Source organism: SAR324 cluster bacterium, assembly GCA_015232315.1.
Classification (GTDB): Bacteria; SAR324; SAR324; order SAR324; family NAC60-12; genus JADFZZ01.
Window position 1 is genome coordinate 32,203 of sequence record JADFZZ010000025.1, and the last position, 25,598, is coordinate 57,800.

Sequence of the window (25,598 nt, forward strand, 5' to 3'; positions counted from 1 at the left end):
GTAAAACTCAGACGGAAATGGAACCTTTTCTAAAATCAGATCGGGCAATGACGGCATTGATGAGTACAGGTTTTCCCTGACGTGACAAGTCCACGGCCTGACTCAGAATGCTATCTATTTTTTCCGGATCATCCAGCAGGAGTCCTTCAGCACCAAATCCCTGAGCGACCACATGATAGTCTGTATGTCGCAGAACGGTACCGACATCGTCATTCAGAATCTCGGTCTGGTCACGGGCAATCTGGCTCCAGCAGGCATCATTCCCCACAATAGCGATCGGACTCATCCCATGCCGGACGAACGTGTCAAATTCGCTCAAACTGTAGCCAGCGGAACCATCCCCCAAAATCAACCAGATCTGGGCCTTGGGACGGCATAACGAAGCGCCTGCCACAAATCCGCCACCCACGCCAAGCGTACCAAACACGCCGGGATCCAGCCATGAAAGGGGTTTCCGCGGTCTTAGGATATAGGCCGCAGTGCCGACAAAATCGCCGCCATCCGCAATAATCACACTATCATCCGCCAGCATCTGATCCAATTTTTTAAACAGGACCAACGGATTCACTTTTTCAGTCACGGCCCTTGCCTGCTGTGCGATTTCGTCTTCGCGTTTCTGTTCATTGGCTTTCAGTAGAGCGATCCATGCTGCATCAGGCTCTGCCTGAACACCGTGTGCCAGTTCTTTCAGGAATTGCATGGAATCACCCAGAACAGCCAACGTCGGGCGTCGGTTTTTTTTGAGTTCCTGGGGATTTCGATTGATTGAAATCAGGGTTGCCTTCCGGTTGAGATGATTTCCATAATCCAGACGGAAATCGCAGGGCACACCGGCAAGTATGATCAGATCAGCCTGTTTCAAGGCTTGTTTACGGTTGTGTCGGAACTGGATTGGGTCCGCGGCACCGAGCAATCCACGAGCCATGCCTGACAGGAACACCGGAATTCCGAGAGCCTTGACGGCTGTGACCAGTTCATGCACATTTCTGGAATCAATCAGTGCCTGACTGCCGATGACCATCACCGGTTTTTTGGATTTTTTCACATACTGAATCGCTGTATCAACCATCATGTTGATGGCGTGTGGCTTATGAAACGGCAGGGTTCCGGGTTCTTCAACACTGTCAACTCCGGCAAACATGCGCCGGGTGTGGAGTTGAAGATACCAGTTGATGACTTTTCCGGTCAGATTTCCGCCAGCCTGTTCATTGCCCTTGATGCCATACCATTCCCGAATCACCGATTCCGGATAAAGCAGATCAATGGGAAGTTCTACAAAAACAGGTCCGGGAATGCCTTCCTGCGCAACCTTAAACGCATGTTCCAGCACAGGGACGATGTCACGGACATATTTGACAGATGCGGCCCATTTGACATGTGGAGCGATCAGGGAAAGCTGATCAATGTCCTGCAACGATCCGCGACCTCTAAGCACAGTCGCACTTGCGCCGCCCAGCAGGATCAGTGGCGACTGTGCCAATTGGGCGTTTTTGACAGCGGTTATGGTGTTACTCACCCCCGGTCCGGCTGTGACAGCGGCCACGCCGGGAATTCCGGTCATTCTGGAAACCGCGTCAGCCGCAAAAACCGCATGAACTTCATGTCGGACATCCACCACCTGGATTCCCAGTTTTTTACAGCCGACCAGAATGGGAGAAATATGTCCTCCGCATAGGGTGAATAAAAATGAAACACCATGTGCTTTCAGTGCGCTTGCGACAAAAGATCCGCCATCCATCATGTGTTCTCCCTGTTAATTCGTTTCTTTAAGCATGTTGAGAAAATGTTTGAAATCACTGGTTCCAGCCTGTCCCAGCAACTGGAATAATAAAGTTTCAGTCGGCATCACGACGGCGCCCGCCTGTTCCATCAATTTCAAGCCGTGTTCCCACCGAAGTTTGGTGGAAGACTGAACCGCATCAGCCATCACATAGACTGAGTAATTACGTTGAAGCAAGTCTAAAGTAGTCTGCAAAACACAAATGTGGGTTTCCATACCTGTCACGATAATATTGGGACGATCCAACCCTTCAAGCTGTTCATTGAATGGGGCGTTGGAGCAACAACTGAACGTTACTTTTTCAAGGGCTTGAATGTCACCCAGATGCGGCAAAAGAGCGTCACTGGTATGGCCAAGCCCACGCACATATTGTTCGGTCACCAAAATCGGCGAGTTCCAGTGGCGGAACATCCGGATCAACTGATTGGTGTTGCGTAAAACCTGCTGAGTGATTTCATCATTCATAATTTTGAGCAGTTTTTCCTGAATATCAATCACCAGCAGTGTGGTGTTTGCGGTATTGAGTTTGCGAATTCTCATGACGGACTCCTTGTAAAGAGGTTGTAGATTAATTCAAGGACAACGGAAAGAACCTGAACTGAGCTGCACATCTCCTGGACGAGGCATACTGAACGCTTCATTGTTTTCAAAATACAATGTCACTTTTTCAGGTTGTACTGTGATGGAAACCGGTGGTGATTTCTTCCAGTTCATGTTGGTGCTATATTCCCGGTTGTAAACTCTGGTGCATAAATATCTGATTTCCTGCGTTTCCCTTGACGGGTACAGATAAGTCGGTTCGGAAGAACAACCTGAATACAGGAGCAACAACAGGAGGATGCAATGGAACCAAAGATAACGAAACATGGTGAATTTAAAGTTTGCTTCTCACAAGAAAAAACCTTATTAGGTCCAGTTTAAATTTTTCCATTGAAAAAAACTGGCTTCCAACAGTTCATGAAAACCAGCACAGAATGGAAAAATACGTTATTGTTTATAACCTGAGAATCAGGTGAATATCCAGTCTCTAAATCAATCGGGATGCCTTATGTCTTTAAAATGTGAATTTTGCGGAAAAAAACCGCTGTTTGGCAATAATGTGAGTCACGCTAACAATAAAACAGCAAGACGCTGGCTGCCAAATATCCAAACCGTCAAACTTGTCGATAAAGGCGGAAACAAAAAAGCTGTCCGTGTTTGCACCAGTTGCATTCGATCCGGGCGAACCATGAATGCCTCCATCTGAGGGCTTGATTAACAGAAGATGACGATTCCTGCCTCTACCCCAATTTTTACGCTCGGCCCACAGGGAACTTTCAGCGATGAGGCAGCACAATTGATCTGTGGTCCGGAAACACGACTGTCTTACACACGAACCTTTGTGGAAACCTTTCAAAAACTGGAAGATCATCCTGAGGCTCTGGCAGTTTTGCCCATTGAAAACTCTGTAGCGGGCATGGTGGATCAGGTGCAGGAACTTCTGGTTTCAAAAAACTCCATCATTCTGGGCGAAATCAATCTGCTGATTCGTTACGCCCTGATTTCAAACTGTCCCTATGAACAGGTGGAACGAGTTTTCACGCACCCCCAGGCGTTTGAACAAACAATCGATTTTTCCTCAAAAAACTTTCCTGACGCCAAGCCCACTTTCACCAACAGCAATACTGATTCAGGTGTTCAGTTTCTGGACGTCATGCACGAAAAACCGGGTTCCGTCGCGATTGTTCCCATCGGTTTTGCCCAAAAATTTCCAGAATGGCATGTTGCCTCAGATATTCAGGATTATCCCAACAACACCACAAGATTCATGGTTTTCAGAAAAAGGAAAACTGGTGATTTGATGGACTTTTCCTGTAAGAAAACGTCTTTATTTGTGGAATTCAGTGAGGACCATTCCGGAATGCTGTATGAGATGTTGAGCATTTTTAAACGGTTCGATATCAACTTATGCCGTCTGGAATCTCGTCCTTCCAAAAAAGTTCCGTGGATGTATGTATTTTATGTCGATTTTTATAACAGTCTTCATACTCCTGACTGCCTGAGCGAACTCAACGAGGCCTCATTTCAGCATAAAATTCTGGGAAGCTACAATATTTTGAATTAAGTCGGAACCTGTTATGCATCGCCATGCTGTGATTGCCCAGAAAAGTCAACAATATGTGCATAAGATGCTGTCAGACGATGAGTCTTTGCTGATTCAGTTGTGTGAGCATCTGTTTCTCTGTGGCTTTCTGTATGACGATTCCTCCGACAATGAAATCCATGAAGGTGAATTGATTCTGGAAGATTTTTTCCGGCAGGCACCGGATGTTTTTACCAGATGGGCAAACAAGGAGAAACTGCATCAATTCCAGAATTATATTCAGGGATTCAATTGGACTCAGGAACACCTCAAATACAGATTACACCAGAAAACCCTCAAAGCATTTGATCAGTTATCCACCGGACATTCTCACAGTTATAACATCCTTCACGGGGTCATGAACGGTTTAAAAAACTTTGATCGTCATCCCCTGCAGCAATTCATGCTTTGCCTCGAAACATGGTATCAGCTTTTGATTCAATCCGCTCAACCAGATGTGCTTGCCGAAATGGAAGCACCCGCTTCAGCAGAAAAAACTTTTACAGCGGCAGATATCCTCAAACTGCGACAAAACATTGTTTCCAGGATGGAACAACACAAGTTTGTGGAAACCTTGCTGAGCAGTATCACGAAAAAAGGAACTGTTCCCAAAAAGGTGGTCTATCAGCATGCTCCTCAATATCGCATTGCCATTGAGTTTTTCAGGCCATCCATGACGTTTGGAAACAATGTGAAGAGCCAGGGAGCTCCTGTAAGGTCAACAGCCTCAGCATCTCCTCAGCCCCCCCAAAAAACAGTAGCAACAACGCTGGGAAATCCACGGAAAGTTGAAACTGAAGCGGAACAGACACAAACTGAAACGATACTGGCATCTACAACGATAAAACCTGAAACCAAATCACTTCCACCACCACAAGAAGAATATTTTCCTGATGAGGACGAAGTTCCTGACGAACGTTCCAGCAATGCGGTCAACAGTGAATCCAGTGTGATCTATGGTACAGGAAAAATTTCAATGGATGCGATTTATGAGTTTGTGATGGAAAATCCTGACAGTGCCATCAAGTTCATCTTCCATAAAACCCTCGATGGCAAACCACTGGATCAGGGGCATTTGAAAATTTATGGAAAATGGGACAGTCGAGGTATGAGAAAAGCCAGTGTTCGAAAATGCCTTCTGGAATTGATGGAATGGGAAAATTTCCCGGAAATTCCGTTGTTTGATCTTCTGGAACAAATCAAGGATAAGATCTATGACATCAAGCATCAAAGGTGGTCTTCAGACAACGGTTGACGTGTCTTCTGTCTATTTTCTGTTTGTCGCAGGCGATGTTGAACTGAATTGTATTTTATCTGGTAAAGAACTTCCCTGTTTTACATTGGACCAATTCAACTGTTATCAGGAGGAAGGGGTCTGGATTGTTTATACAGGTGTTGGTGCCTTCAACAGCCTGTGTGCGACGCATGCGTTCCTGACGAACTACCGGCCTGCTGGTTGTTTTCATTTGGGGTTTTCCGGGGCGCATTTGCCGGAATTACCTGTTGGTTTGCCTGTGATCGCAGATAAGGTCGTGGCATTTTCCAGACATACAAAAACTCCAGATGGTACCCTTGTTCCCCGTAAAATTCTGATACAAAAAAATAACGCTCAGGAAGCGCTATCCGATTTGCCCTCAGACAGGGCTCTTTACACAAAACTCAAAGCCATGCTCAAAAAGCACCACATCCCTTTTGAAACAGGCATTATTGGCTTTGCGGACCAATTCAACAGTGACATTTCATTTATTAAAAAGATTCAGGAAGTGTATGGAACTTTATGTGAAGACATGGAAAGTGGCGCGGTGAGCTATATCGCCAAACGCTATGGAATCCCCGTTGCTGGAATACGTATTATATCAAACAACGAACTTTGGAAGAGTCCTGCGACTGGGGGGAGAACCGGTTTTGAGGCGATAGCGTTTGAACGATTGCGTGCTGTTGCGGATATTCTGATACAGACTCTTGCTGGACGAGATGTTTGTCTGTCCAGCACGTCAAATCAAGTCTGTGGTGAAAAAGCTGACGAAACTAAGGAAAAATTTTATTGATTTTATCGCTTAGGGTTTTTGCGTCAAACGGTTTGACAATATAGTTGCTCACACCGGCTTTCACTGCGGCAATGATGTTTTCCTGCAAGGCCTCAGCCGTCACCATCAGAACAGGAATGCTTTTCAGATTGGCATCTGTGCGGATCTCCTTGAGCAATTCCATGCCGGTCATTTTGGGCATATTCCAGTCAGTGATGACAAAATCAATCTTTTCAGATTTCAGTTTGGCCATGGCGGTCGTCCCATCATCTGCCTCAACGATGTTATTAAACCCCAACTGTCGCAAAATATTTTTGACAATTCGGCGCATGGTCGAGAAATCATCCACAACCAAAATATTCATCTCTTTATCTGCAGGCATTGGACTCCCTATAAAACAAATTGACAATTATTCTAATTCCAACAAAACAGTCTGTATTTTTATACTGATATAAAAAAAATGAGGATAGATTGTCAAGCAACTTTTCCATTATCCCATTTCTCTCAGCTTTTCTTCACTAGAAAAATACATGCAGACACTAGATAATTCAACGCAAGATCAAACACAAGAAATTACCGCATTATCTTCTGATGACGTTTATGAACTCCTTCTCAAAAACAATTTGCTGACCAGTTCAGTGCAATGGGATTTGATAAAAAAATGGGAAACCCTGATCGGACAGATCAATCAACAAATCAACCTGATTTCACGAAAAGACTGGAACAGTATCTGGGAAAAACAGGTGTTGCATTGCCTGAGTCTGCTATCGGTATGGAAAACCACACCCGGTATGGAAATATGTGATTTTGGCTCCGGCGGAGGTCTCCCGGGAGTTTTACTGGCGATTGTTTGCCCTGATTTAAAAATAACCATGATTGACGCCACCCAAAAAAAAGTGAAAGTGATCCGGCAATTGATTACGGATCTGGGATTAACCAACGCGGAAATGGTCGCTGGCAGAGGTGAAGACCTGGGAAAAACTCCTGAATATGCCCAAAAATTCTCTCTCCTTGTGTGCCGGGCAGTCAGCACTCTTGGCAACCTGGAACTCTGGACCCGCGATTTAAGGGCGCCCCAATCATCTTTGTATGTTTATAAAGGAGGCGATCTCACGCAGGAAATGGCGGAATTGTCTCAATGCCGAAATTTGAAATTCATTAAAAAATATCCGTTAACTCTGGAAGGGTATTCCGGATTTGACGAACAGGAGAAAGTGATTGTTCAGCTTTCTTTTTCAAATAAAAAAAATAAACCACGCAGCCTTCACTGAAGGCGGATGATCCACATGATTCCAGGGAGAAACCTGAATGTATGATGACAGAAAATCCATGCGTCACCTGCGGTGCCTGTTGTGCGTTTTTCAGAGTATCATTTTACTGGGCTGAATGTGATGACAGTGAATGGGGAACCGTTCCTGTCGACAGGACAGAAGTGATTTCACCATTTCACCGCTGTATGAAAGGCACCCATAAGAAACCCCCTTATTGTTCTGAATTGAAAGGTGAAATCGGAAAACTGGCATTATGTCAGATTTATGAAAAACGCCCGTCAACATGTCGTGAATTTGGAATTCAATGGCAGGATGGCTATTATGTTCAATCGCCGGAAGATTTGCTGCGTTGCAATCAGGCGAGGCTTTCCTGGAATTTACCGCCCATCGGAGGCCGACTGCCCTCAGTCGCATAGAACCATGCCTCCAAAGCTGATGTCATCACCGTTTATTCACCTTCTGGAAAAATTGCGCCCCTTATGATGGAATATTCTTATACGCTGCATGAATTGTGTTTGTGTCTCAACGGAACGACTGAAACCAGCGATTCCAACCTCCGATTTAACGCTTGTTCCATTGACACAAGAACATTGAATACCGGTGATATTTTTTTTTGTATTTCCGGTGAAACCACCGATGGCCATCTCTATGTGGCCAATGCTTTGGAAAAAGGTGCCGCGCTGATTGTCGGCAACCGCTCACGTATTCCCAGATCAATCACACAACTTTCCATTCCACTGATCCATGTAGAGGATCCCAACCGGGCATTTCTGGATCTTGCGGCCGATTACCGTAAACGTTTTCAGGGCACCGTGATTGGAGTGACCGGCAGTAATGGAAAAACTTCCACCAAAGAAATTCTCAAGGGACTGTGCCAGAACCTTGATCCCACAACACATGCGACAGCCGGCAATTTCAACAACCACATTGGTGTGCCGCTGACCTTGTTGAGCGCACCGTTATCCTCCGGTTGGTGGGTGGTTGAGATGGGAACCAATCATTTTGGTGAAATTGAAACACTGACACAGGTTGTCAGACCCAACGTTGGAATCCTGACCAGTATCGGTGAGAGCCATCTTGAGTTTTTTGACACGACTGAAGGTGTGGCTCACGAAAAATCCAGCATGTTCAACGGCATGCAACCCGGTAGTGTGGTGGTGTTTCCTGCCCACATCAAACATCGGAATATTCTGGAACAGGCGGCCCAACGGCAGGGAATCCAGATACGAACATGCGGTTTTGAGGCGTTGACTGAGGAGGCTGTGAAAGCAACGATTCTTAATCATGCCGATGAAACCACCATCTTTGAACTTTGGGGCACAACATTCGAGACAAGCCTGGTCAATCCCCTGTTGCTACTCAATCTGCTGGGATGTCTGGTGTTGCTTCAATCCTGTGGTGTTTCCATCCCTGAGTTACAACAGGCTGTAAAACAATTAAAACTGAGTGTGAAAGGCCGGATTCACACCATTCCCATGAAAGACTGGACTTTGGTGGATGACACCTATAATGCGAACCCGTCGTCGTTTCAAAGTGTGGTGAGCAGCTTGAAGCATTCTTACCCGGAACGACGATTGATTGTTGTCGCTGGAAAAATGGCGGAACTGGGACAGCACAGCATGTCCCTGCACCTTCAGACAGGCCAAATGTTTTATCAGTCAGGAATTTCGATGCTGCTGGCCTGTGGCGACAATGAATCTCAGTATTATCTCGATGGCTGGAAAAATGCAGGAGGTTCCGACCGGAATTCATTCCATGCAGGAGAGCTGGAGGATCTGTTCAATTATTTCCAAAATATTTTGAGACCCGCGGATATTGTTCTGGTAAAAGGCTCCAGAGCCGCGCGCATGGAAAATTTTGTCAAAAAATGTATCGAATCCTTGTCCTGAACGCATGATTTATCGAGTTGGTTTGTCGATAAAAGCCATGAATCAATGAAGAGCCTTGCATAACACATCTGGATGTTTTAGATAAAAACCTGAACTGAAGAAATCAGGTTCCGTGTTGCGGTTATCAGATTCACAATAATCCTTTTTTGATTCTAGCGGGTTTACTTGACCATTATGACCATGCCCGATTTGACACAACGAGAAAAAATACTGATTGGCGTCATGCTGACGTTGCTGGTCGTCTTTATATTGGGACTTTCTCTCAGGAAAATATCTCGATATGAAAGCGATTTACAACTACAGATCCTGGCCCGACAAAAGCAACTGGAATCGATCGAGAAATCTGGAAAAGAATGGCTCTCACTCCAGGAAGCACCCACAGCTCCCGTGATGCGGGACTCTCTCAGTTCGTTTATTGAACAGACGGTTCGACGCCTGGGAATGCATGAATTTCTTCAGTTGAATGTTCTGCCTACCAACCCCACCGGAATGGAAGGTGTTCAGGTCAGAATTGATCAACTCAATCTCGACCAGTTGTTCAATGTCATCTACACTCTGGAAAAAAATCGTCCAGTCCTGCTGATTGATCAGCTCGAAATCGCTGTCAGCCCCGGCAGCCGCCTGCTCAAAACATCCTTTAAAGTTTATAAACAAAGAGCGGAGTGATCCGTAATCTGAGGAGTTCGTTTCATGGTCCAGCAGCTTAATCTCAAAAAAAGTTTTCCCGGCGCACCCATGCTGATGGAAAAACTGCACTGGTTTCAGTTCCTGCAACATCCAGTCGCACGTCGTCTGAAAAAAATTCTGTTTTGGGTTGGATTCGTCATTGCGTTGTTCTCCTCTTTTTTCTGGGGATTGCAGCATAGCTTTCCAGGTGCGACCATTGCGGATTTCGTGGAAAACCAGATTCATGCCAATACCGGTATCACCGTAAAAATCAGTCCACTTCAACTTGGCTGGAAAACGCTCCATATTGATTCTGTTGAAATCATGGTGCCTGAACAAATGAATCATCCTGACATTTCGAAGCTCATCGAATTCCAGCAGATCGATGGATATCTGTGGCCGTTGCTGTCACAGGATATTGTCGTTTTATCCCAGGCGTACAATGGAAAAATCCGGATTGACACCGATATGAGGCATTTTAATCAAATGAACTATTCTCTCAGTAAAATCGCGTTGGATCAGATACCTGTGATGAATATTATTCCCTATATTTTTATCCGGGCAGATCTTTCAATGCGGGGTCAGATCACGAACCTGAGAGCGCTTCAGAACCGAAAGGAAATGTTTGCTCAAGGCAATGTTCAGGGTAAATTGGAAAACATGCTGATCCGACTGAAAGATTCTGTGTCAGAATTATTGCCGGGAATGCAACTGCCGGATGTGCAACTGGACGAAGTGTCGTTTCAGATTGATTATGGAAATACCATGAACATCAAAGAATTGCGTATCCGTGGAGATATTGAAGGCGTTTTAAAAGGTTCCATTCAGTGGAATCCGCAAAACCTGATGAGTTCCCGGGTTAATATTCAGGCTCGGGCCAAACTGGGAGAAACACTCCAGAAAGCCGCAGGTTCCATGGCGGTGCTGCTCAGACAATTTCAATGTGGCGAAACGTTTGATGTGGAGTTGACAGGCACACTGGGACAAATGAATCTGCCTAAACGAAGGCGTTGTACATGAGACGAAAAAAATCTCGCTGGCTTCTTAAAAGTACGCTGGGTTCTCTGATTCTTCTGATTTTTTTTATTCCGCTCTATCTGAATACCCCTGTTGGTGAAAGTGATGAAGAAACCATTGTCGAGATTCCGCCAGGGGCATCCTTCCGCCAGGTTTCCAATCTTCTGGCAGACAAAAAACTGGTCTCGTGGCCCTGGCTATTTGATATTCTGGCCTATGTTCGAGGAGATGAAGCAAAAATCAAGGCTGGTGAGTTTGAGGTTCACGGCAACTGGAATCCCAATGAACTGCTTAATTATCTGATTGCCGGAAAAAGCCGGATTTATAAAATCACGATTCCTGAAGGTTTGAGATATACAGAAATCACAGACCGTCTGGTGGAGCAGGGACTGGGGCGTCAGGAACGTTATCGTCAGTTGTTCAACAACAGGAGTCTCCTGGCCAAAACAGGCTGGAAAGACGCGACAACCCTGGAAGGAATGCTTTATCCTGAAACTTATTTCTTCACAAAACTTCAGACAGAAGAACAAATTCTGCTGAAAATGGTTGAACAATTGAACCACCATTACCCGGAATCCTATCATAAACGCGCCGAAGAACTGGGGTGGCAGGATTACAAAATTCTGATCATTGCGTCCATCATTGAAAAAGAAACCGGACAAGAACGGGATCGCCCCTTCATTGCCGCTGTTTTTCACAATCGCCTGAAAAAAAACATGCGGCTCGAAACGGACCCCACCGTGATTTATGGTTTGACAGACTTCAGTGGCAATCTGACTAAAAAACATCTCAAAACTTATACACCATACAACACTTACCGCATCAAGGGACTTCCCCCGACGCCCATTGCCAGTCCGGGAGAAGCTTCTATTCACAGTGCGCTTTATCCAGCGGAAGTTGATTATCTTTATTTTGTCGCCAAGGGTGACGGCACCACTTTTTTTTCCAGTAATCTGAAAACGCATAATCGTGCGGTTAAACATTATCAGATACAAAAAAATCTGGATCAACCATTCAACACCAAGCCTTGAATATGCCCATTTACACGTATCAGGCCCTGGACACCCGTGGAAAAATCAAACGTGGTTCACTGGATGCCGCATCGGTTCAGGAAATTCGTCAGCATTTAAAAAGCCAGCAGTTGTTTCCCACTGAAATCAAACTGAGCCGCTTTTCCAAAAAACAGCCCACCGCACTGGTGAACTGGAAAAAATGGATTCCAAAACGGAACAATTACAGCAAGCATTTGTCTGTATTTACCCGCCAGCTTGAAGTGCTACTGGATGCGACCATTCCTTATGACAAGGCACTGGAACTCATCATTTCCCAGACTCAGGATCCCGACTTTCAAAGCATCCTTTCCGACATTCGCGGCAGTGTGATGGAAGGCGGCCAACTGGCCGATGCGCTGGGACGTTACGCCAATGTATTCCCCCCCATGTATATCAGCATGGTCCGCTCGGGTGAAAGCGGCGGTTCGCTGGGACTGATCATGCAACGTCTGGCCAATTATTATGAAAATCAGGACAAAATCAGGGCTAAATTGAAATCCGCGATGACCTATCCCATTTTTATGGGAGTATTTGGTGTGGGTGTTGTGATTTTTATGGTGACTTACATTGTACCGAAAATTACCCAGATTTTTGAAAGCCAGGATGCCTTGTTGCCACTGCCGACCCGTATGCTGATTGCCTTGAGTGATTTTTTTGCCAATCACTGGCTATTGGTGCTGGTGTTGACAGGCTTGAGTATCTCTGGTCTGATGTATTTTTTAAAAACCCCCAAAGGCGTGCGGTTCAAAGATAAAATATCGCTTAAACTTCCACTGGTTAAAGGTCTGGTAATCAAAGTCATGGTACTGCGTTTCTGCCAAACCCTCGGAACACTCCTCAAAAGTGGCGTTGATCTGAAGTCAGCCCTGGACATTTCCAAGTTTGTGGTGGTCAATCATGTTTTCATCAACCGCCTGGAACAACTGATTCTGGATGTGAATAACAAGGGGATGCCGCTGTCTGCCGCCATGAAACGGATTGAATATTTTCCTGAATATGTGCACCACGTGGTCGCGATTGGTGAGGAAGCCGCTCGACTGGATGAATTGTTGGAACGTGTCGCGGAACGCATGGAAAATGAAGTCACCTCCACCATTGATGGAATGACCGCCTTGCTTCAGCCTGCCATGATCATGGTCATGGGGGCCGCAGTGGGCTTTATCGCGTTGGCAATTTTGTTGCCGATGTTGAATATGAGTCAGTTGTTGCAACAATGATTTAAATATTATACATACACCTCAGGTCGTCGGAATTCCTGATTGTTCCTGAAAAACCAGTGTGCTGGAACCTGAAGAGGAACCAGCCTCATGTGATGCTTGTTCAACCCCGAAAACAGGAGAGTTACCATGCGCTATCGAGAACCTCAAAACCACTCTGTCCGCCTGATCGAAAAACCGTCCGGATTCAGTTTCATTGAAATCATGGTGGTCATCATTATTCTGGGACTGCTGGCCGGTCTGGTGGGCGTGTCATTGTTTGATTCAGCCGCACAGGCCCGTGTGGACACCACCAAAACACAGATCAAGGGGCTTGAGACCGCTCTGGATCTCTATCGACTGCACAATTCACGCTATCCTTCCACCGATCAGGGACTGGACGCGCTGTTGAAAAAACCGGAAGTGGGCGTTCCCCCCAGAAACTGGAATGGTCCCTACCTGCGCAGTAAAAATATGCCTAAAGATGGCTGGGCCGCAGATTTTAAATATGTCAGCGATGGCAAGGATTATGAAATCATTTCGCTGGGAGCTGATGGTGCGGAAGGTGGAACGGATAATGATGCCGACATCAATTCCAAGGATTTGTAAGCTGAAACAATCCGCCAGCGGATTCACATTTATTGAAATCATGGTGGTGCTGGTTTTAATGTCCATCACCATGTCGCTGGCGATTCCACAAATTACCAGTTTTGCGGAAGATCCCTGGCAATCTGAATTTGGCAATCTGGTCAGAGTTTTTAAACTGTTGCGAAACGAATCCATTCTGGGACATCGGGACTATCACATTGTGTTTGATGTCAAGGAACAACAATATTATGTCGAAGTTGGACTGAAAAGTGGCCGATTTGAAAAGCTGGAAAGTCCCAAAATTCTCAAACCGCATACATTTCCAGAATCTTTTGCCCTCCAGCAGGTCAGTCTCACGGGAGACATCAATTCCCAATCAGCCTCCCGTGTGCTGAAACAACCGGTTGCTGTCCGCATTGACAGTTCGGGGTTTGTCACTCCGTTCACCCTCGTCTTTGTGGATACTGAAGCAAACTCCTTCTGGAAAATCGCCACCACCAACATCATGGGGCAACTTGAGCTTAAACAGGAATAGAAGAACCCCAAAGGGATTCAGTGTACTGGAAGTGCTGGTCGCCATTTCTATTTTGACAACCATGCTCATTGCGATTTACCAGTCATTCAGTACCTCACTGTTTATCCTGGCGTCTGTTGACAACCTCTGGAGGTCCATGACCTACACCCACAATGAACTGACCCAGTGGGAACGGAGTCTCAACGCTCCGGTCGCAGTCAATCAGGGAACCTTTGACGATAAGCATGCACTGGCAGGATTTCGCTGGAAACGGGAAATTCTGGATGTGTCGCCACTGCCCGGAGTGATTGTCAGAAAAGTCGGCTATACACTCAACTGGGATGAAGGAAAAAATGAGTATACGTATAACGCTGAAATATACATCAAACCCGACTGAGTCTTGAAACAGGAGTTGCTAACCGACTAAATTCCCCATGAATTGTTCATAAATCCCACGTACTTTTCTGGTGGTTTCCCGATAGGCCTGCTGAAAATCAGAAATTTCATGTCCCTGCCGTTGTAACAACTGTAGCAACGGTTCAGTTTCCAGTGATTTGAAATCAAGTGTGTTGGTGGATTTGTCATACAACAACCGCAGATAACTCTCGATCTGTCGGAGCATCCGGTAACACCCGAGCAGGGTTTGAGCCGTTGATTCATCCATCACACCAAAGGCGCTCATCTTTTCCAAAGCATCCAGTGTACTGTTCGTGTACAATGCCGGATGCCTGGGACCATGCAGTAACTGTAGATATTGGGTCATGTATTCCACATCCAGCAAGCCGCCAAAGCCTTCCTTCAGATTCATTTTCTGGTCCGTCTCTCCCGCCAGTTCCTCCTGCTTGCGATACCGCATGTGATTAATCTGCCGGCGCAGATCTTCCGGCGGAGTCCATTCGGTGATGGCCTGATGAATGCTGTTTTCCACGGCTTTTTTCCAGGGTTCATGCGCCAGATCTCCGGCAACCGGACGTGCCCTCAACATTGCCTGATGCTCCCACGGAGCAGAGGTTTGATGATATTTCAAAAACGCGGACAACGGCGTGACCAGCACACCAGCGTTTCCGGATGGACGCAACCGTGTATCCAGTTGATAGGCAAACCCTGAGCGTGTGAACGTGGACATGATCGTGATCAGACGCTGGATCAGCTTGACGTAATAGGCCTGGGCTGAAATGGATGTGGCACCATTGGTCATTCCATATTCTGAATAAATAAACACCAGATCCAGATCCGAAAGATAGGTCAGCTCCATTCCACCAAATTTTCCAAGCCCCAAAATTGCCAAACGGGTGGGCTCGCCCTGTTCGTTGAACGGTTCACCATAGCGGGATTTAACATAATCTGAAGCCATCATGAACGCGGCCTGCAGGATCACTTCGCCCAGATGATTCAATCGCTTCCGTGCCTGATCATAGGACAGCAACCCATCCAGTTCAGCACTGCCCACCAGAAATGTCATGGTGTGTTTGTAATCTCTCAAGCGATCCAGTTGTGCTTCTTCATCCTCTTTGTCCCGCACAATCTCTTCCATTTCCCGAGTCCAGATGTCCCGGGTATAAGCCCAGTTCTGCTGTTCCAGCAATTTCAGCAGATCCAGATGGTTGAGCAGATAATTCCATAAAAACTCGCTGGTTTCCGCGATCACAGCCAGACGTTCCAGAGACGATGGATGGTTCACCAGATGCTCATACAAATAAATCCGTGGCCCAATGTGTTCAAACAGACGCTGGAATCTTGTTTCCAGCAATGATTGTTCAGAACTTTGGAGGATTGGAGCCAACTGCGTCGCCATCGAATCAATGGTTCGGGCAATGTCTTCCGGAAAATTTCTGAATTTGGTGCTGTTGCGGATCGCGGCTTCAATTTCCACATGCTTTTTGCTGAACAGACCGCCAAAAATGGAACGTACCTTCGACATCACATCCTTGAGATCCTGGAGCAAAAACCGGCGGGATACTTCAATATCGGAATGAGGGTATTTCAGAATTCTGGCCAGACGGTTTTGCTGGGTCACATCGGCTGGCACCGTATGCGTCTGGAATTCTTCCCACAATTGCAACCGATGTTCTACTTTTCTCAAAAACAGATAGGATTCTCGTAAGGTTTGAACATCACGTTCAGATACCATCTTGCGCAACCCCAGTTGCTGGAGTGCTTCAAGCGTGTTGGACTTCCGCAACACGGCGTTTGGTCCGGCATACAGCATTTGAAACGTCTGCACAAAAAACTCGATTTCACGGATTCCGCCGACCCCGAGTTTGACGTTCAAGTGGTTTTCTCGCAAATGTTCTTTTTCAATACGGTGTTTGACGCTTTCCACTTCATGCAACAGATTTTCATCAATCAAGCGACTGAAAATAAACGGCGACATCATCTGTAAAAAATCCTCGCCCCCGGGACCTGCGATCACACTGGCTTTGATCAGCGCCTGACGTTCCCACAATTCTCCCTTGACCTGATAATAAACTTCTGCGGAATACATGGAGGCCACCAGCGGTGACTGCTCGCCTCCCGGACGCAACCGCATATCGACCCTGCAAACAAAGCCATCTTCTGTGACGTCCGACATGATGGAAATCATGGTTCTCGCGACTTTTTGACGGAGTGTCTCTTTTTCCAGAACATCCTCCGGTACCTGTTCCGGATCATACAGAAAAATCAGATCAATGTCTGAGGAGTAATTCAGTTCATTGCCGCCCATTTTCCCCATACCCAGCACAAAAAATGGCCATTCAGGGTTGTTCAATAAAGACTGAAAATCAATAGTTTCTGTTCCTCTGGCAAACGGCAACGAAGCCAGCAACGCGTATTTGACACAACAGCAGGCAACAGAAGTTAATTCGGCCAGGGTTTCTTCAAACGGACACAGTTCTGCCAGATCCCTGACCGTGATGCGTAGATATTCTGAATATTTATACTGTCGAAGCAGAGTTTTTAAGCGATGCACATCCAGGGCACCTTCTGCGGCCAGAAGATCACCCAGTTCCTGTTCCATCTCTGCCCGGCTTTTCATTTGACGCAATCTGGAGGAATTCAGTATTTTTTCTGCCCATTGCGGATATTTCACCAGATACCGGGTCAGGAATTCACTGCGTCCGAAAATAGTCAGTAAGGCAGGAAGTTCCGGATGCGTAAAGTTCCATGCGAATCCGCTCTGTTTTTCCCCGACATTCAGAAATACCAGAAATTGCTGCAGGGTCTGATCAGGATCATAGGTGGAAAGCAGAACCTCCAGCAACTCCTGTTGCTTCGAGTGAAATCCCGACCGTGTTTCCAGAGAGTCCAGAGCAGTGGCAATTCTGGCGTAATTAACGGGAGCATAAACCCTGGATGTTGCTTCAAAAGCACGGTTCCAGGAACCTTGCTTTTGTTTTTCCAGAATAAGGGTCGAAATCCACTCATTGATTGTCATGGGTTGCCTGTATGGGATTTTATGTGGTCGGAATCAAGCACGATGTAAAAAAGATCACCTGCTATCGTTTTTAAATGGATTCAAGAGGGTCAATGAATCATTCACGATCAATCCATCCTGCATATCCTCGGACAAAAAAAATCGGCAATTCATATGGAGGGCACATTGAACATGAATAGAATCATAAGGGGAAAAGGCATATTTTTGACAAAGTTTTTCAGCCTCTAAAATGATACCTGAAGAAATAAGTAACGGATTCCATGTAATAAACTGTCGCAGGAATTGATCTCTATAAGCAGCGTCAACCCAATGCGAAAATTTTCGAATTGCCGCATTTCTCCACTCACTCATGACTTGTACCGAGATCCGTCCATTTCCATTCTTAAAAAAATGTTCACAAAGAATTTGAGCTTTTTTATGTTTCTGAATGCCGGTTGTATCAATCAGGTAAATGAAGAGATTCGTATCCAGATAACACACAGCCTGTTGGTAATCATCGTTCATTCAACTGTTCCCGGGTAAGTTTATTTTGCTCCCAATTCAACGGAAACGAACGGTGGTTTTTAATGAATGTCAGAGCATCCTTCCATTCTTGTGTGTTTTCCGAAGGTAGCAGATTGGGGATTTTTTGTTGCAATGCTTCATCTACTATTTGCTGGATAAATGCCTCAATTTTTACTCCTGCCAAATGCTCCTGCAATGATTCAGGCAAATGCAGTCTGATGGAATAATCCATAAAATTTCCTGGAAAATATTAAAAATAAATCAAATATTCTATCAATGATTTAACAGCAGAGCAATGGGATGTCAAAAACTATTTTCCTTCAAGGCACCCTGGTTGAATCTAACTGTCTACCTGTCTGATACGGCTTTAAATAATGAGGATTGGGAGGCGAAATCAAGTGAAAGAATCTGAGGAGGATCTGACTATAGCGCAACCCCCTTCTGTTTGCACCGGGGCGTACCGCTCGCGAAAATAGTGAATGATGCGCATAAAAAAAGCTGAGGCAAGCCATATTCTGCCGCCTCAGCTTCTTATTGATGTTTGAAATATCATGAAAGAACCCGGTAAACCAAAACTACCAGGCTCATTTCATTTATCTAAACATATCCATGATCGTCGTAATGACGGTAGTGAGAGTGCTCGTATCATAAGTAAAGCGATAACCGCCAGTCTGCAAATGGCTGTTTAACGAAGTAACTCCAGCAATATCGCCTTCCTTGAGGAATGCGGCCCGGTGACATGCGCCACAGGCTTTCGCACCGGGGCCAACCACAACCGCCGGGGTCGCCGGGATCGGAGGCACACCAGTGACACTAACCTTTGTTGTTTCAGAGAGCACGCCTGGCATCGATTTGGCCTGATCTGGAACATCATAGGTTTTCCTGGAATATTCACCATTCAGTAATTTATCGGTTTCTCTGGTATCCCTATGGCATGACTCACAGTTGATAGACGTGAAATCCGGAAACACAAACTCAATGTGCTCGTTATATCTCGCTTTTTCTACTGGATCAGAGAAATCAATATTTTGAATAGTAAAGGGCTCGAAACGATGAATCGCATGAACATAGGAATCAATGGATCGTGACTGGCCCTGCAAATTACTACCCGCTGTGATCGGCACATGACACATTCGGCAAACCACGATATTGCCCCCACGATCAGCGCTGTGGAAGGTGGTGGCCAACTGATCATGGCAACGGTTACAACCGCTAAGTCCGCCGTTATTGGCTGTAGTCACATCCACATTCACTATGGCATTGGCGCCTTTGAAATAATCATGGACGTAACCTACAGAATCCCCACTGTCCACATTATAAGTTTTGGACACGGCATTGAGACCCACGTATGTGGTGCCACCAGTGACCAGAGGCAAACTAAGTCGGAAAGCGACTTCCATTTTGTGTACCTGACCGCCGGCAATCATATTAAGCAGAGTCTTACCACCAACCGAGGAACTTGCCGTGACAGAGGCTAAATTCATCGTCACTACCCATTTGCCGTCACTGCCGTCTGCATCAACTTCGGCAAAAGTGGTGCTTGCGGTACCCATGGTTTTGGAAATACCGGCGATGATGAAGTCCTTGGTATCATAGCCATAGAAGCCGACCGTAATGATCGGGGTAATATTTTTCACTTCCAGACCACCCGCAGTTCCTGTGGCACTGACGGTGATGGTAAGGGTATTGCCGGAGCGGGTCACGGAATCAATATCTCCTTTGATTTTATCCGCATACTTGTTTCCGGTGGAGTCATAAATTATAGGATCGTAGCCAGTGTGCAGTTTACTGAATACTGAAGCTCCGCCAGTTTTATGGCAAGAATTACAATCAGCCGTAGTCACAGCTCCACTGACAACATGGGTCGATGTCACATTCTTTGCTTCCCACAGAGTCTTCAACGCCGGACCGGATTTTGATCCTACAGGTGGATTGACCGTAGTATCCACTGTGTAATAGTAATTGCCTGAGCGATTTTTAATTTTTGAGATAGTATCTTTTCCACCAGTAACCGGGTGGCAACTCTTACAGGTTTCAAGGGTGAAGTTGGCATCCGTCAGGATTTTATCCAGTTTTCCAGCGTGGCAGGTAGTACAACTCTGCATGGACTGAGGATAAGGAAACTCCATGGCATGTGACATATGCACATCGTTCATCAGCTTGGTCTTGTAAGCGTATGTGGCTTTATCAGCATCAGATTTCTTTTTAGTTCCCAGAAAAATCTCCGCCCAATACGCTGGGTTGTCCACAGCGATCTGCCAGTCTTCATGGCCACCACTGGTGTTGTCGAGATGACATACTTTACAAGTCAAGAAGTCCTGACTTCCATTCTGGCTGACATCACCGATGATGTAGCCATGCTTATAATAGGGTGTTCCATGGCAGTTTTGACAACCGGAGGCATTCGCGCTGGAAGCATAGTCTACCGTTCCCAGGGTCAGAACTCCTGCAAACGGGTATTTGGCAAGACTGATGTGGAGGCTTGGAATGGATTCTTGCAGTTCATCATCGCCATACACAACAACCAGTGCGTTGAGTTTTGACAAATCGCCAAGAGATGTTTCAGTGCTGACATTTGTACAGACATTGGTCTTGGAATTGTAAGAAAGGGTATCCCCGGCTTTTCCAGCATTGGCTCTCAAACTCAATCTTTTAGGGGCCTGGAATTCAGCGTTGTCATCGCCTTTATATTCGCTCACGCCAATACTCAGCGCATCAGCATCAGTACAATCGAAGTTCGCACCATTTTTCATCATTTTGAACGTGATGGTGTCATTTCCGCCACCATTTTCGTAAGTGATATCCGAAACAGTGATGGCATTATACTGGAATAGCTCATTATATGCTTCCTGGTGACAAGCTCCATCTTTGGCCGCCAGTCCCTGATGACAAGTGGCACAGGACTCTGGTTGAACGTCAGAGGCCGATATCCGCATATTGCTGTGCGCTGTTTGCAGAGCACCGAGTCTCTCTGCACTCTTTTCAAAACAACGAGCCTTGATGGATGTTTCCTCAGAAACAGTCACACTCGTTCCATCTGTTCCATCTGTTCCATTCTGGCCGTCTTCGCCCTTTTCACTACAACCGATGATGAAGAGGGACATTCCCATCAACAGCATAAGAAGAAGTTTATTCTTCATCATTTTATATATATTAACCATATCTTACCTCCACATAACGTTTCGATCTATTTGACCTGTTATCTCAAAACCGGGAAAAATTTCTCTGGTCTGAGCACCGTATTGCCCATCAGTGGGACTTTCACTTCATCCACACCATTGGTTTGATTTACTAAAAGCGGAGAAGCAAATAAAAATATTCTTCGGTCCCGGTTGTTTCCGACCGGGCTGATGAAACACTGTTTATCCACGTTCCCACACGTTGCGTTCACAACTTAGCCATAACCATTCAAATCCCTTTCTAAAGGGCTCATAAATATTTTCATGATTTCCAGACAACCATTAAATTTGAGCCATATTCTCCTTGTATATGAGGTTATAATAATAGCTACATTTAGAAAATCCTGATTTGCATCAGGATACAGGGAACAACCGATTTGTCATCGTAGTGAAAATCGATTGTCACCATTATAACTTTGAGTCTTTTTAAACCGTTGCAATGGTGTTTACTACTTATAATTTTTCCCCTCCAAGGGCGACCGCAATCTGTTTGACTTGAGCCGAGGTAAAGGTAATCCCTCTCTCCTGATAGAATTTTACCATGTTGGCATCGGTCTCCAATGCTTTCTGAATTTTGTCCGCGTTGCGACTTGGTTTTTGGGTTGAAATAAACTGACCATGACAACTTGAACAATAGTTGTTTGTGTATAGATCAGCCCCTTGCACGGCATCTGAAACACTGCTGATCTGATCGTCTGAAAGACTCAGTGTTCCCATTCCGCCTTTATTGGCGGTAATAGCAGCCTTAATACCTGTGGCGGTTTTATCGGTGAAGGTGGCGGTTCCCAAATCTGTGTGGCATCCTGAATTGACACAACTCTGGGCATAGAAATAAGCCCCTCCCTGAAAATTGACGTTTTGCAAAATATTGGCAATAGCTGTTAGTTTTTCCCCTGGGACTTTTTTACTTTCCACCAGACCAATCAACAATCCCATCTCGCCTACATCGTCAAGAATCGCTTGTTGAATTTCTGTATCTGTACGCTTTGCTTCCGTAGTTTCTGACAGTGACTTATGACAAACCTCACAATATTGCGCATAAAGAGCTGTGCCGTCTGTTTCTTCGGCTTGATTCCCTATCACGGAATCAATGGAGTCTTCGCCCTCTTCAGGAGCACCGCAACTGATCACCATCAGACTGATGATAACAATACTCATAATCCATGTTGCTCGCATGATAATATCCTTTATAACACTGAAACGGCGCATATTTTCTCCTGACAATAGTTTAATTTTGGGTGATATCCTCTCTGAGGCAAATAAAGTCCAGCCATTTATTGAATTCTGAAGTTAACCACATCTCAGAATTTCTTCCAAATTGCTGATGCAAATAATTTCTAGTCCGCTACGTTGATCACTCTGTCGGTAGTCCGTTTTCCCCAATGAGGATCTTTTTCTGAGAGGCGTTCTTTTCTGAATGCGCCAATTTCGATCGGGACTGTCATTTTTGCCAGAAACGTAAAGATCAGTCCACCAATGGCCCAGATGCCTACACATACACCAATCTCATAAATGCTGGGGGAATACTCAACAATATCGCCCAATGGAGAAGGAATGAATCCCGGAATCACGAGGCCCATGCCTTTTTCGATCCAGATGCCAACAATCAACAGCAGGCAGGCGATGTTGAGAAAAAGCTTGTTATTACGCAACTTATGAACAGAGAGAATAAAAACAGCGGTCACATTCAATGCAACGGCAGTCCAAATCCACGGAACCAGGTGGTTATGTCCCTCTAGTCCGAAAAACAGGTACTGAATTGAACTGGCATGTTGGGTTTGACTATAAAAGTCCGTGAAAAATTCAGCACCAAGCAAAAACAGACTGATTTGCAGTGCAACCGCAGTAATGAGAGCCAAACTTTCAATAACCTTTGCACTGACTTTCAGTTTTGTTTGTCGATCAATCACCTGCAATATCAGAATCATAAATGCCGGACCCGAAGAAAACGCGGAAGCCAGAAAGCGAGGTCCGAGAATGCTGGAATGCCAGAAAGGTCGGGAAACATTGGATGAAAACAGAAACGCTGTCACGGTGTGGATAGAGATCGCAAAAAAGATGGAAAGTAACACCAAGGGAAAATAAATTTTCGGATTGGGTTCCCTGCCTTCAAATTTTGTATAAAGCATGTAGGTCGGAATAATCAGATTCAATATCAAGTAGGTGTTGATGACCACGACATCCCAAGCCAGCATGGAAGAGGGGAAATTCAAACGACCGATGAACGGAAGAATATGCCAAAGTCGATCCGGACGTCCCAAACTGGCAAGAATGAACAGGATGCACATGATGCACGCTGTCGCCGCAATGACTTCGCCCATGATGACGACTTCCTTGATGGACTCTTGATGAAAAATATACGCGGGAATGACCAGCATGACCGCGGCCGCGGCAATTCCAACCATGAAAGCAAAATTGGCGATGTAAATGCCCCAGGGAACTTCCTCTCCCAGATCGGTGGAGTGAAGAGCCCCTACCTGAAACTGGTAGACATAACAATAGAGCCCCACCAACGCCAGAAAACCCAGCATAGCGACCCACGTCCAATAAACGCGCCCTCCGCGAAATATTTCTAAAGCTGATTGCAAAAAAAACCGAACAACTTTCATCAGATCTCCTCTAATCGGTATAATACCAGAATTTGGGATTAGTATTTAATTCTTCTTTCAAGCGAAAAACGGTTTTGTTTTCCAGAATATAACGAATTTCGCTGTTTGGATCGAGCAGATTCCCAAAAACCCTGGCACCAGTAGGACAGGCTTCCAGACAGGCAGGTAATTTCCCTTTTCGGGTTCGTTGCACGCAGAAGGTACATTTTTCCATCACGCCACGTTCCCGGGGTCGGTTCCCCAGATAATGGGTGACAGGATTAATTTTTTCCGGAGGCAAATCAGGATCTTCCCAGTTGAAACGACGCGCCCAATAGGGACATGCCACCACACAGTAATGGCACCCGATGCACCAGTTATAATCAATGACCACAATCCCGTCATCCTCTTTCCAGGTAGCTTTGGTGGGGCAGGCTCTCACGCAGGGGGGATTTTCGCAATGGTGACACTGGATCGGGAGATACATTTTCCCTTCCTGGGGAACAGTTTCCGAATCATAGTAATGATTTGATTCTTCAATGTTCATGGAGCCTTTATCCATCTCCAGCACACGGATGTACTGAATTTGAAGAGCCCGGCTGGTGTTGTTTTCTTCCATACATGCGGTAACACATTTGCGATAGCCCTTACACTTCGAGATATTCAGAGCGTATCCAAACAGAACCCCTTCAAGCGGAGGATCATTATTGATCTGGATGTCTACACCATATTTTCGTTTGGTCTTCCGTTCCAGACGGGCAATGGCATCAGCCACTTCTTCTTTGGTCATCTTCTGATAATGCCCCTGAAAAAATTCCTGAACCGCATCGGTGAAAGCATCGCCATCAACCGGGGTGGATGCCATTGCCGTCGTAGCCGCAACGGTTGCCCCAGCAATACTGGCTTTTTTAAAAAATTTTCGTCGGGAAATTGCTTTCGTTGATCCGGAACCTGAATTTTCCGGGAGTTGTTCATTTGGGTCTGACATGGTGGTTCCCTATTCTTTGTCTTTTTTGTGAATATTCCACATGTGGAGCGTCGATTTATGTTCTGGTCTACTTACATGAACCACCGCATGATGCCTTCTGGGTGGAGGATCCGGTTGTTTGGGTTTGATGGAGGGAGAGTGCGGATCATGACACTCGGTGCATACCAGAATCTGACGCTCACCATTCCAGTTTCCTATCCGTTTTCCATGCGCGCCAAAATACCAATCTTTTTGGCGTGCAGCATGACACTGACCACACAGCAGATAGGATTGATTAAAGTCGATCTGCTGGTCCTTCAGTGACTTCAAGTAATTCATGTGATTCAGATTATGGCAGTTCAAGCACCAGAAGCGCTGTTCCCCATGATCCAGAACAATATTCGTATGCTCTTCAGTTAAGGTACGTTCCACATTCTTGTTGATCTCTGCGTCTTCATGACAGTCCAGACAAGGATAGTTTTCAAGTTCAGTCTTACGTGGAGGAACAACAAACGGTGGGAAGGCTTTTATTTTTTCTCCAGGTGTCACCTCTTCTCTTTTCCAGAAGTCACGGACGTAGGCAAGTGTGACCTGCGCTGTTTCACTCAACTTGATGCCCTCTTCAGCCTTTTCATTGGTATCTCCGGCATCCTGTTCGTCATTTTCATCATCGCCTTCGTCCTCTGCGGCATCGTCTGTTTCATCGGAAGGAGTCTCAGCATAAACCGGACTTTCATGGAGGGAAACAACGATCCACGAGCTCCCCCACAAACCGAGAAGCACTATCAGAATGCCTATCATGCTTTTAGTCATTTTGTTCATA

General features: G+C 45.7%; 26 protein-coding genes. 14 read left to right on the plus strand and 12 right to left on the minus strand.

Annotation, left to right across the window (positions count from 1 at the left end; genetic code table 11):
• Nucleotides 1-7: 7 nt before the first annotated feature.
• From HQM11_15245 to HQM11_15255, 3 genes are read right to left on the minus strand one after another with little or no spacing between them, the layout of a single operon-like run.
• Nucleotides 8-1,738 (minus strand): thiamine pyrophosphate-binding protein, encoded by a 1,731-nt coding sequence (locus HQM11_15245; protein MBF0352387.1) that lies wholly within the window; start codon nucleotides 1,736-1,738, stop codon nucleotides 8-10.
• 15 nt (nucleotides 1,739-1,753) lie between these two features.
• Nucleotides 1,754-2,320 carry an isochorismatase family protein gene (locus tag HQM11_15250; GenBank protein MBF0352388.1) on the minus strand — a complete coding sequence of 189 codons (567 nt, stop codon included), beginning with the start codon at nucleotides 2,318-2,320 and terminating at the stop codon, nucleotides 1,754-1,756.
• A gap of 33 nt (nucleotides 2,321-2,353) precedes the next feature.
• Nucleotides 2,354-2,647, minus strand: coding sequence for a hypothetical protein (locus tag HQM11_15255; protein MBF0352389.1), 294 nt, complete (start codon nucleotides 2,645-2,647; stop codon nucleotides 2,354-2,356).
• 181 nt (nucleotides 2,648-2,828) lie between these two features.
• Between HQM11_15255 and HQM11_15260 the strand changes: the two genes are divergently transcribed.
• Genes HQM11_15260 through HQM11_15275 form a run of 4 tightly spaced genes read left to right on the plus strand, consistent with a single transcriptional unit; the run spans nucleotide 2,829 to nucleotide 5,950 of the window.
• A complete protein-coding gene (locus tag HQM11_15260; GenBank protein MBF0352390.1) occupies nucleotides 2,829-3,026 on the plus strand; it encodes a 50S ribosomal protein L28 in 198 nt (65 codons plus the stop codon).
• A gap of 18 nt (nucleotides 3,027-3,044) precedes the next feature.
• On the plus strand, nucleotides 3,045-3,884 hold the full coding sequence (locus tag HQM11_15265) for a hypothetical protein (GenBank protein MBF0352391.1): 840 nt from the start codon (nucleotides 3,045-3,047) through the stop codon (nucleotides 3,882-3,884).
• A 13-nt stretch (nucleotides 3,885-3,897) separates the two neighbouring features.
• On the plus strand, nucleotides 3,898-5,157 hold the full coding sequence (locus HQM11_15270; protein MBF0352392.1) for a hypothetical protein: 1,260 nt from the start codon (nucleotides 3,898-3,900) through the stop codon (nucleotides 5,155-5,157).
• A complete protein-coding gene (locus tag HQM11_15275) occupies nucleotides 5,117-5,950 on the plus strand; it encodes a hypothetical protein (GenBank protein MBF0352393.1) in 834 nt (277 codons plus the stop codon). Before HQM11_15270 ends, HQM11_15275 begins: the two co-directional genes overlap by 41 nt.
• Here HQM11_15275 and HQM11_15280 read toward each other — a convergent pair.
• On the minus strand, nucleotides 5,931-6,311 hold the full coding sequence (locus HQM11_15280) for a chemotaxis response regulator CheY (protein ID MBF0352394.1): 381 nt from the start codon (nucleotides 6,309-6,311) through the stop codon (nucleotides 5,931-5,933). The genes HQM11_15275 and HQM11_15280 overlap by 20 nt on opposite strands.
• A 148-nt stretch (nucleotides 6,312-6,459) precedes the next feature.
• Here HQM11_15280 and rsmG point away from each other — a divergent pair, with 148 nt between their 5' ends.
• The 10 genes from rsmG to HQM11_15330 all read left to right on the plus strand — a co-directional run bounded on the left by rsmG (nucleotide 6,460) and on the right by HQM11_15330 (nucleotide 14,519).
• Complete coding sequence (gene rsmG / locus HQM11_15285) at nucleotides 6,460-7,200, plus strand: 16S rRNA (guanine(527)-N(7))-methyltransferase RsmG (GenBank protein ID MBF0352395.1); 741 nt, start codon at nucleotides 6,460-6,462, stop codon at nucleotides 7,198-7,200.
• Between the two features lie 41 nt (nucleotides 7,201-7,241).
• Nucleotides 7,242-7,616, plus strand: coding sequence for a YkgJ family cysteine cluster protein (locus HQM11_15290; protein ID MBF0352396.1), 375 nt, complete (start codon nucleotides 7,242-7,244; stop codon nucleotides 7,614-7,616).
• A gap of 63 nt (nucleotides 7,617-7,679) precedes the next feature.
• Nucleotides 7,680-9,089, plus strand: a complete 1,410-nt coding sequence (locus tag HQM11_15295) for a UDP-N-acetylmuramoyl-tripeptide--D-alanyl-D-alanine ligase (GenBank protein MBF0352397.1) — start codon at nucleotides 7,680-7,682, stop codon at nucleotides 9,087-9,089.
• Nucleotides 9,090-9,254: 165 nt separating this feature from the next.
• Nucleotides 9,255-9,755, plus strand: coding sequence for a type II secretion system protein M (locus HQM11_15300; GenBank protein MBF0352398.1), 501 nt, complete (start codon nucleotides 9,255-9,257; stop codon nucleotides 9,753-9,755).
• A 24-nt stretch (nucleotides 9,756-9,779) separates the two neighbouring features.
• Entirely contained in the window at nucleotides 9,780-10,775 is a 996-nt protein-coding gene (gene gspN, locus HQM11_15305) for a type II secretion system protein GspN (protein ID MBF0352399.1), read from the plus strand.
• On the plus strand, nucleotides 10,772-11,803 hold the full coding sequence (mltG, locus tag HQM11_15310; GenBank protein MBF0352400.1) for an endolytic transglycosylase MltG: 1,032 nt from the start codon (nucleotides 10,772-10,774) through the stop codon (nucleotides 11,801-11,803). Before gspN ends, mltG begins: the two co-directional genes overlap by 4 nt.
• Before the next feature lie 2 nt (nucleotides 11,804-11,805).
• On the plus strand, nucleotides 11,806-13,041 hold the full coding sequence (locus HQM11_15315) for a type II secretion system F family protein (protein ID MBF0352401.1): 1,236 nt from the start codon (nucleotides 11,806-11,808) through the stop codon (nucleotides 13,039-13,041).
• Nucleotides 13,042-13,170: 129 nt separating this feature from the next.
• Nucleotides 13,171-13,629: a type II secretion system major pseudopilin GspG gene (gene gspG / locus HQM11_15320; GenBank protein MBF0352402.1), complete on the plus strand. Its 459-nt coding sequence runs from the start codon at nucleotides 13,171-13,173 to the stop codon at nucleotides 13,627-13,629.
• Nucleotides 13,598-14,143 carry a type II secretion system protein gene (locus HQM11_15325; GenBank protein ID MBF0352403.1) on the plus strand — a complete coding sequence of 182 codons (546 nt, stop codon included), beginning with the start codon at nucleotides 13,598-13,600 and terminating at the stop codon, nucleotides 14,141-14,143. The genes gspG and HQM11_15325 overlap by 32 nt, the downstream gene beginning before the upstream one ends.
• Entirely contained in the window at nucleotides 14,124-14,519 is a 396-nt protein-coding gene (locus HQM11_15330; GenBank protein MBF0352404.1) for a prepilin-type N-terminal cleavage/methylation domain-containing protein, read from the plus strand. The genes HQM11_15325 and HQM11_15330 overlap by 20 nt, the downstream gene beginning before the upstream one ends.
• 18 nt (nucleotides 14,520-14,537) lie before the next feature.
• Here the strand turns inward: HQM11_15330 and HQM11_15335 are convergent, their stop codons facing one another.
• The 8 genes from HQM11_15335 to HQM11_15370 form a co-directional block, all read right to left on the minus strand.
• Nucleotides 14,538-17,537, minus strand: coding sequence for a hypothetical protein (locus HQM11_15335; protein MBF0352405.1), 3,000 nt, complete (start codon nucleotides 17,535-17,537; stop codon nucleotides 14,538-14,540).
• A 54-nt stretch (nucleotides 17,538-17,591) separates the two neighbouring features.
• The gene (locus HQM11_15340) at nucleotides 17,592-18,041 is read right to left on the minus strand and encodes a PIN domain-containing protein (protein MBF0352406.1); all 450 of its coding nucleotides are present in this window, start codon (nucleotides 18,039-18,041) and stop codon (nucleotides 17,592-17,594) included.
• Nucleotides 18,031-18,273 (minus strand): hypothetical protein, encoded by a 243-nt coding sequence (locus HQM11_15345; GenBank protein ID MBF0352407.1) that lies wholly within the window; start codon nucleotides 18,271-18,273, stop codon nucleotides 18,031-18,033. Before HQM11_15345 ends, HQM11_15340 begins: the two co-directional genes overlap by 11 nt.
• Before the next feature lie 361 nt (nucleotides 18,274-18,634).
• The gene (locus tag HQM11_15350; GenBank protein MBF0352408.1) at nucleotides 18,635-21,202 is read right to left on the minus strand and encodes a hypothetical protein; all 2,568 of its coding nucleotides are present in this window, start codon (nucleotides 21,200-21,202) and stop codon (nucleotides 18,635-18,637) included.
• Between the two features lie 471 nt (nucleotides 21,203-21,673).
• Nucleotides 21,674-22,429: a hypothetical protein gene (locus HQM11_15355; protein MBF0352409.1), complete on the minus strand. Its 756-nt coding sequence runs from the start codon at nucleotides 22,427-22,429 to the stop codon at nucleotides 21,674-21,676.
• 128 nt (nucleotides 22,430-22,557) lie between these two features.
• Entirely contained in the window at nucleotides 22,558-23,829 is a 1,272-nt protein-coding gene (gene nrfD / locus HQM11_15360) for a polysulfide reductase NrfD (GenBank protein ID MBF0352410.1), read from the minus strand.
• Nucleotides 23,830-23,839: 10 nt separating this feature from the next.
• Entirely contained in the window at nucleotides 23,840-24,796 is a 957-nt protein-coding gene (locus tag HQM11_15365) for a 4Fe-4S dicluster domain-containing protein (protein MBF0352411.1), read from the minus strand.
• 9 nt (nucleotides 24,797-24,805) lie between these two features.
• On the minus strand, nucleotides 24,806-25,597 hold the full coding sequence (locus tag HQM11_15370; GenBank protein MBF0352412.1) for a hypothetical protein: 792 nt from the start codon (nucleotides 25,595-25,597) through the stop codon (nucleotides 24,806-24,808).
• Nucleotide 25,598 lies beyond the last annotated feature (1 nt).

Bases quoted from the DNA above. Each gene is read 5' to 3' on its own strand.
- HQM11_15260 (MBF0352390.1), top strand. From the start codon at position 2,829: ATGTCTTTAAAATGTGAATTTTGCGGAAAAAAACCGCTGTTTGGCAAT.
- HQM11_15340 (MBF0352406.1), bottom strand. From the start codon at position 18,041: ATGAACGATGATTACCAACAGGCTGTGTGTTATCTGGATACGAATCTC.
- HQM11_15325 (MBF0352403.1), top strand. From the start codon at position 13,598: ATGATGCCGACATCAATTCCAAGGATTTGTAAGCTGAAACAATCCGCC.
- HQM11_15315 (MBF0352401.1), top strand. From the start codon at position 11,806: ATGCCCATTTACACGTATCAGGCCCTGGACACCCGTGGAAAAATCAAA.
- HQM11_15275 (MBF0352393.1), top strand. From the start codon at position 5,117: ATGACATCAAGCATCAAAGGTGGTCTTCAGACAACGGTTGACGTGTCT.
- HQM11_15290 (MBF0352396.1), top strand. From the start codon at position 7,242: ATGATGACAGAAAATCCATGCGTCACCTGCGGTGCCTGTTGTGCGTTT.
- mltG (MBF0352400.1), top strand. From the start codon at position 10,772: ATGAGACGAAAAAAATCTCGCTGGCTTCTTAAAAGTACGCTGGGTTCT.
- rsmG (MBF0352395.1), top strand. From the start codon at position 6,460: ATGCAGACACTAGATAATTCAACGCAAGATCAAACACAAGAAATTACC.
- HQM11_15335 (MBF0352405.1), bottom strand. From the start codon at position 17,537: ATGACAATCAATGAGTGGATTTCGACCCTTATTCTGGAAAAACAAAAG.
- HQM11_15255 (MBF0352389.1), bottom strand. From the start codon at position 2,647: ATGTTTCGTTATCTTTGGTTCCATTGCATCCTCCTGTTGTTGCTCCTG.
- HQM11_15265 (MBF0352391.1), top strand. From the start codon at position 3,045: ATGACGATTCCTGCCTCTACCCCAATTTTTACGCTCGGCCCACAGGGA.
- HQM11_15345 (MBF0352407.1), bottom strand. From the start codon at position 18,273: ATGGATTATTCCATCAGACTGCATTTGCCTGAATCATTGCAGGAGCAT.
- gspG (MBF0352402.1), top strand. From the start codon at position 13,171: ATGCGCTATCGAGAACCTCAAAACCACTCTGTCCGCCTGATCGAAAAA.
- HQM11_15295 (MBF0352397.1), top strand. From the start codon at position 7,680: ATGATGGAATATTCTTATACGCTGCATGAATTGTGTTTGTGTCTCAAC.
- HQM11_15370 (MBF0352412.1), bottom strand. From the start codon at position 25,597: ATGAACAAAATGACTAAAAGCATGATAGGCATTCTGATAGTGCTTCTC.
- HQM11_15270 (MBF0352392.1), top strand. From the start codon at position 3,898: ATGCATCGCCATGCTGTGATTGCCCAGAAAAGTCAACAATATGTGCAT.
- HQM11_15365 (MBF0352411.1), bottom strand. From the start codon at position 24,796: ATGTCAGACCCAAATGAACAACTCCCGGAAAATTCAGGTTCCGGATCA.
- HQM11_15350 (MBF0352408.1), bottom strand. From the start codon at position 21,202: ATGGTTAATATATATAAAATGATGAAGAATAAACTTCTTCTTATGCTG.
- HQM11_15280 (MBF0352394.1), bottom strand. From the start codon at position 6,311: ATGCCTGCAGATAAAGAGATGAATATTTTGGTTGTGGATGATTTCTCG.
- gspN (MBF0352399.1), top strand. From the start codon at position 9,780: ATGGTCCAGCAGCTTAATCTCAAAAAAAGTTTTCCCGGCGCACCCATG.
- HQM11_15250 (MBF0352388.1), bottom strand. From the start codon at position 2,320: ATGAGAATTCGCAAACTCAATACCGCAAACACCACACTGCTGGTGATT.
- HQM11_15245 (MBF0352387.1), bottom strand. From the start codon at position 1,738: ATGGATGGCGGATCTTTTGTCGCAAGCGCACTGAAAGCACATGGTGTT.
- nrfD (MBF0352410.1), bottom strand. From the start codon at position 23,829: ATGAAAGTTGTTCGGTTTTTTTTGCAATCAGCTTTAGAAATATTTCGC.
- HQM11_15355 (MBF0352409.1), bottom strand. From the start codon at position 22,429: ATGCGCCGTTTCAGTGTTATAAAGGATATTATCATGCGAGCAACATGG.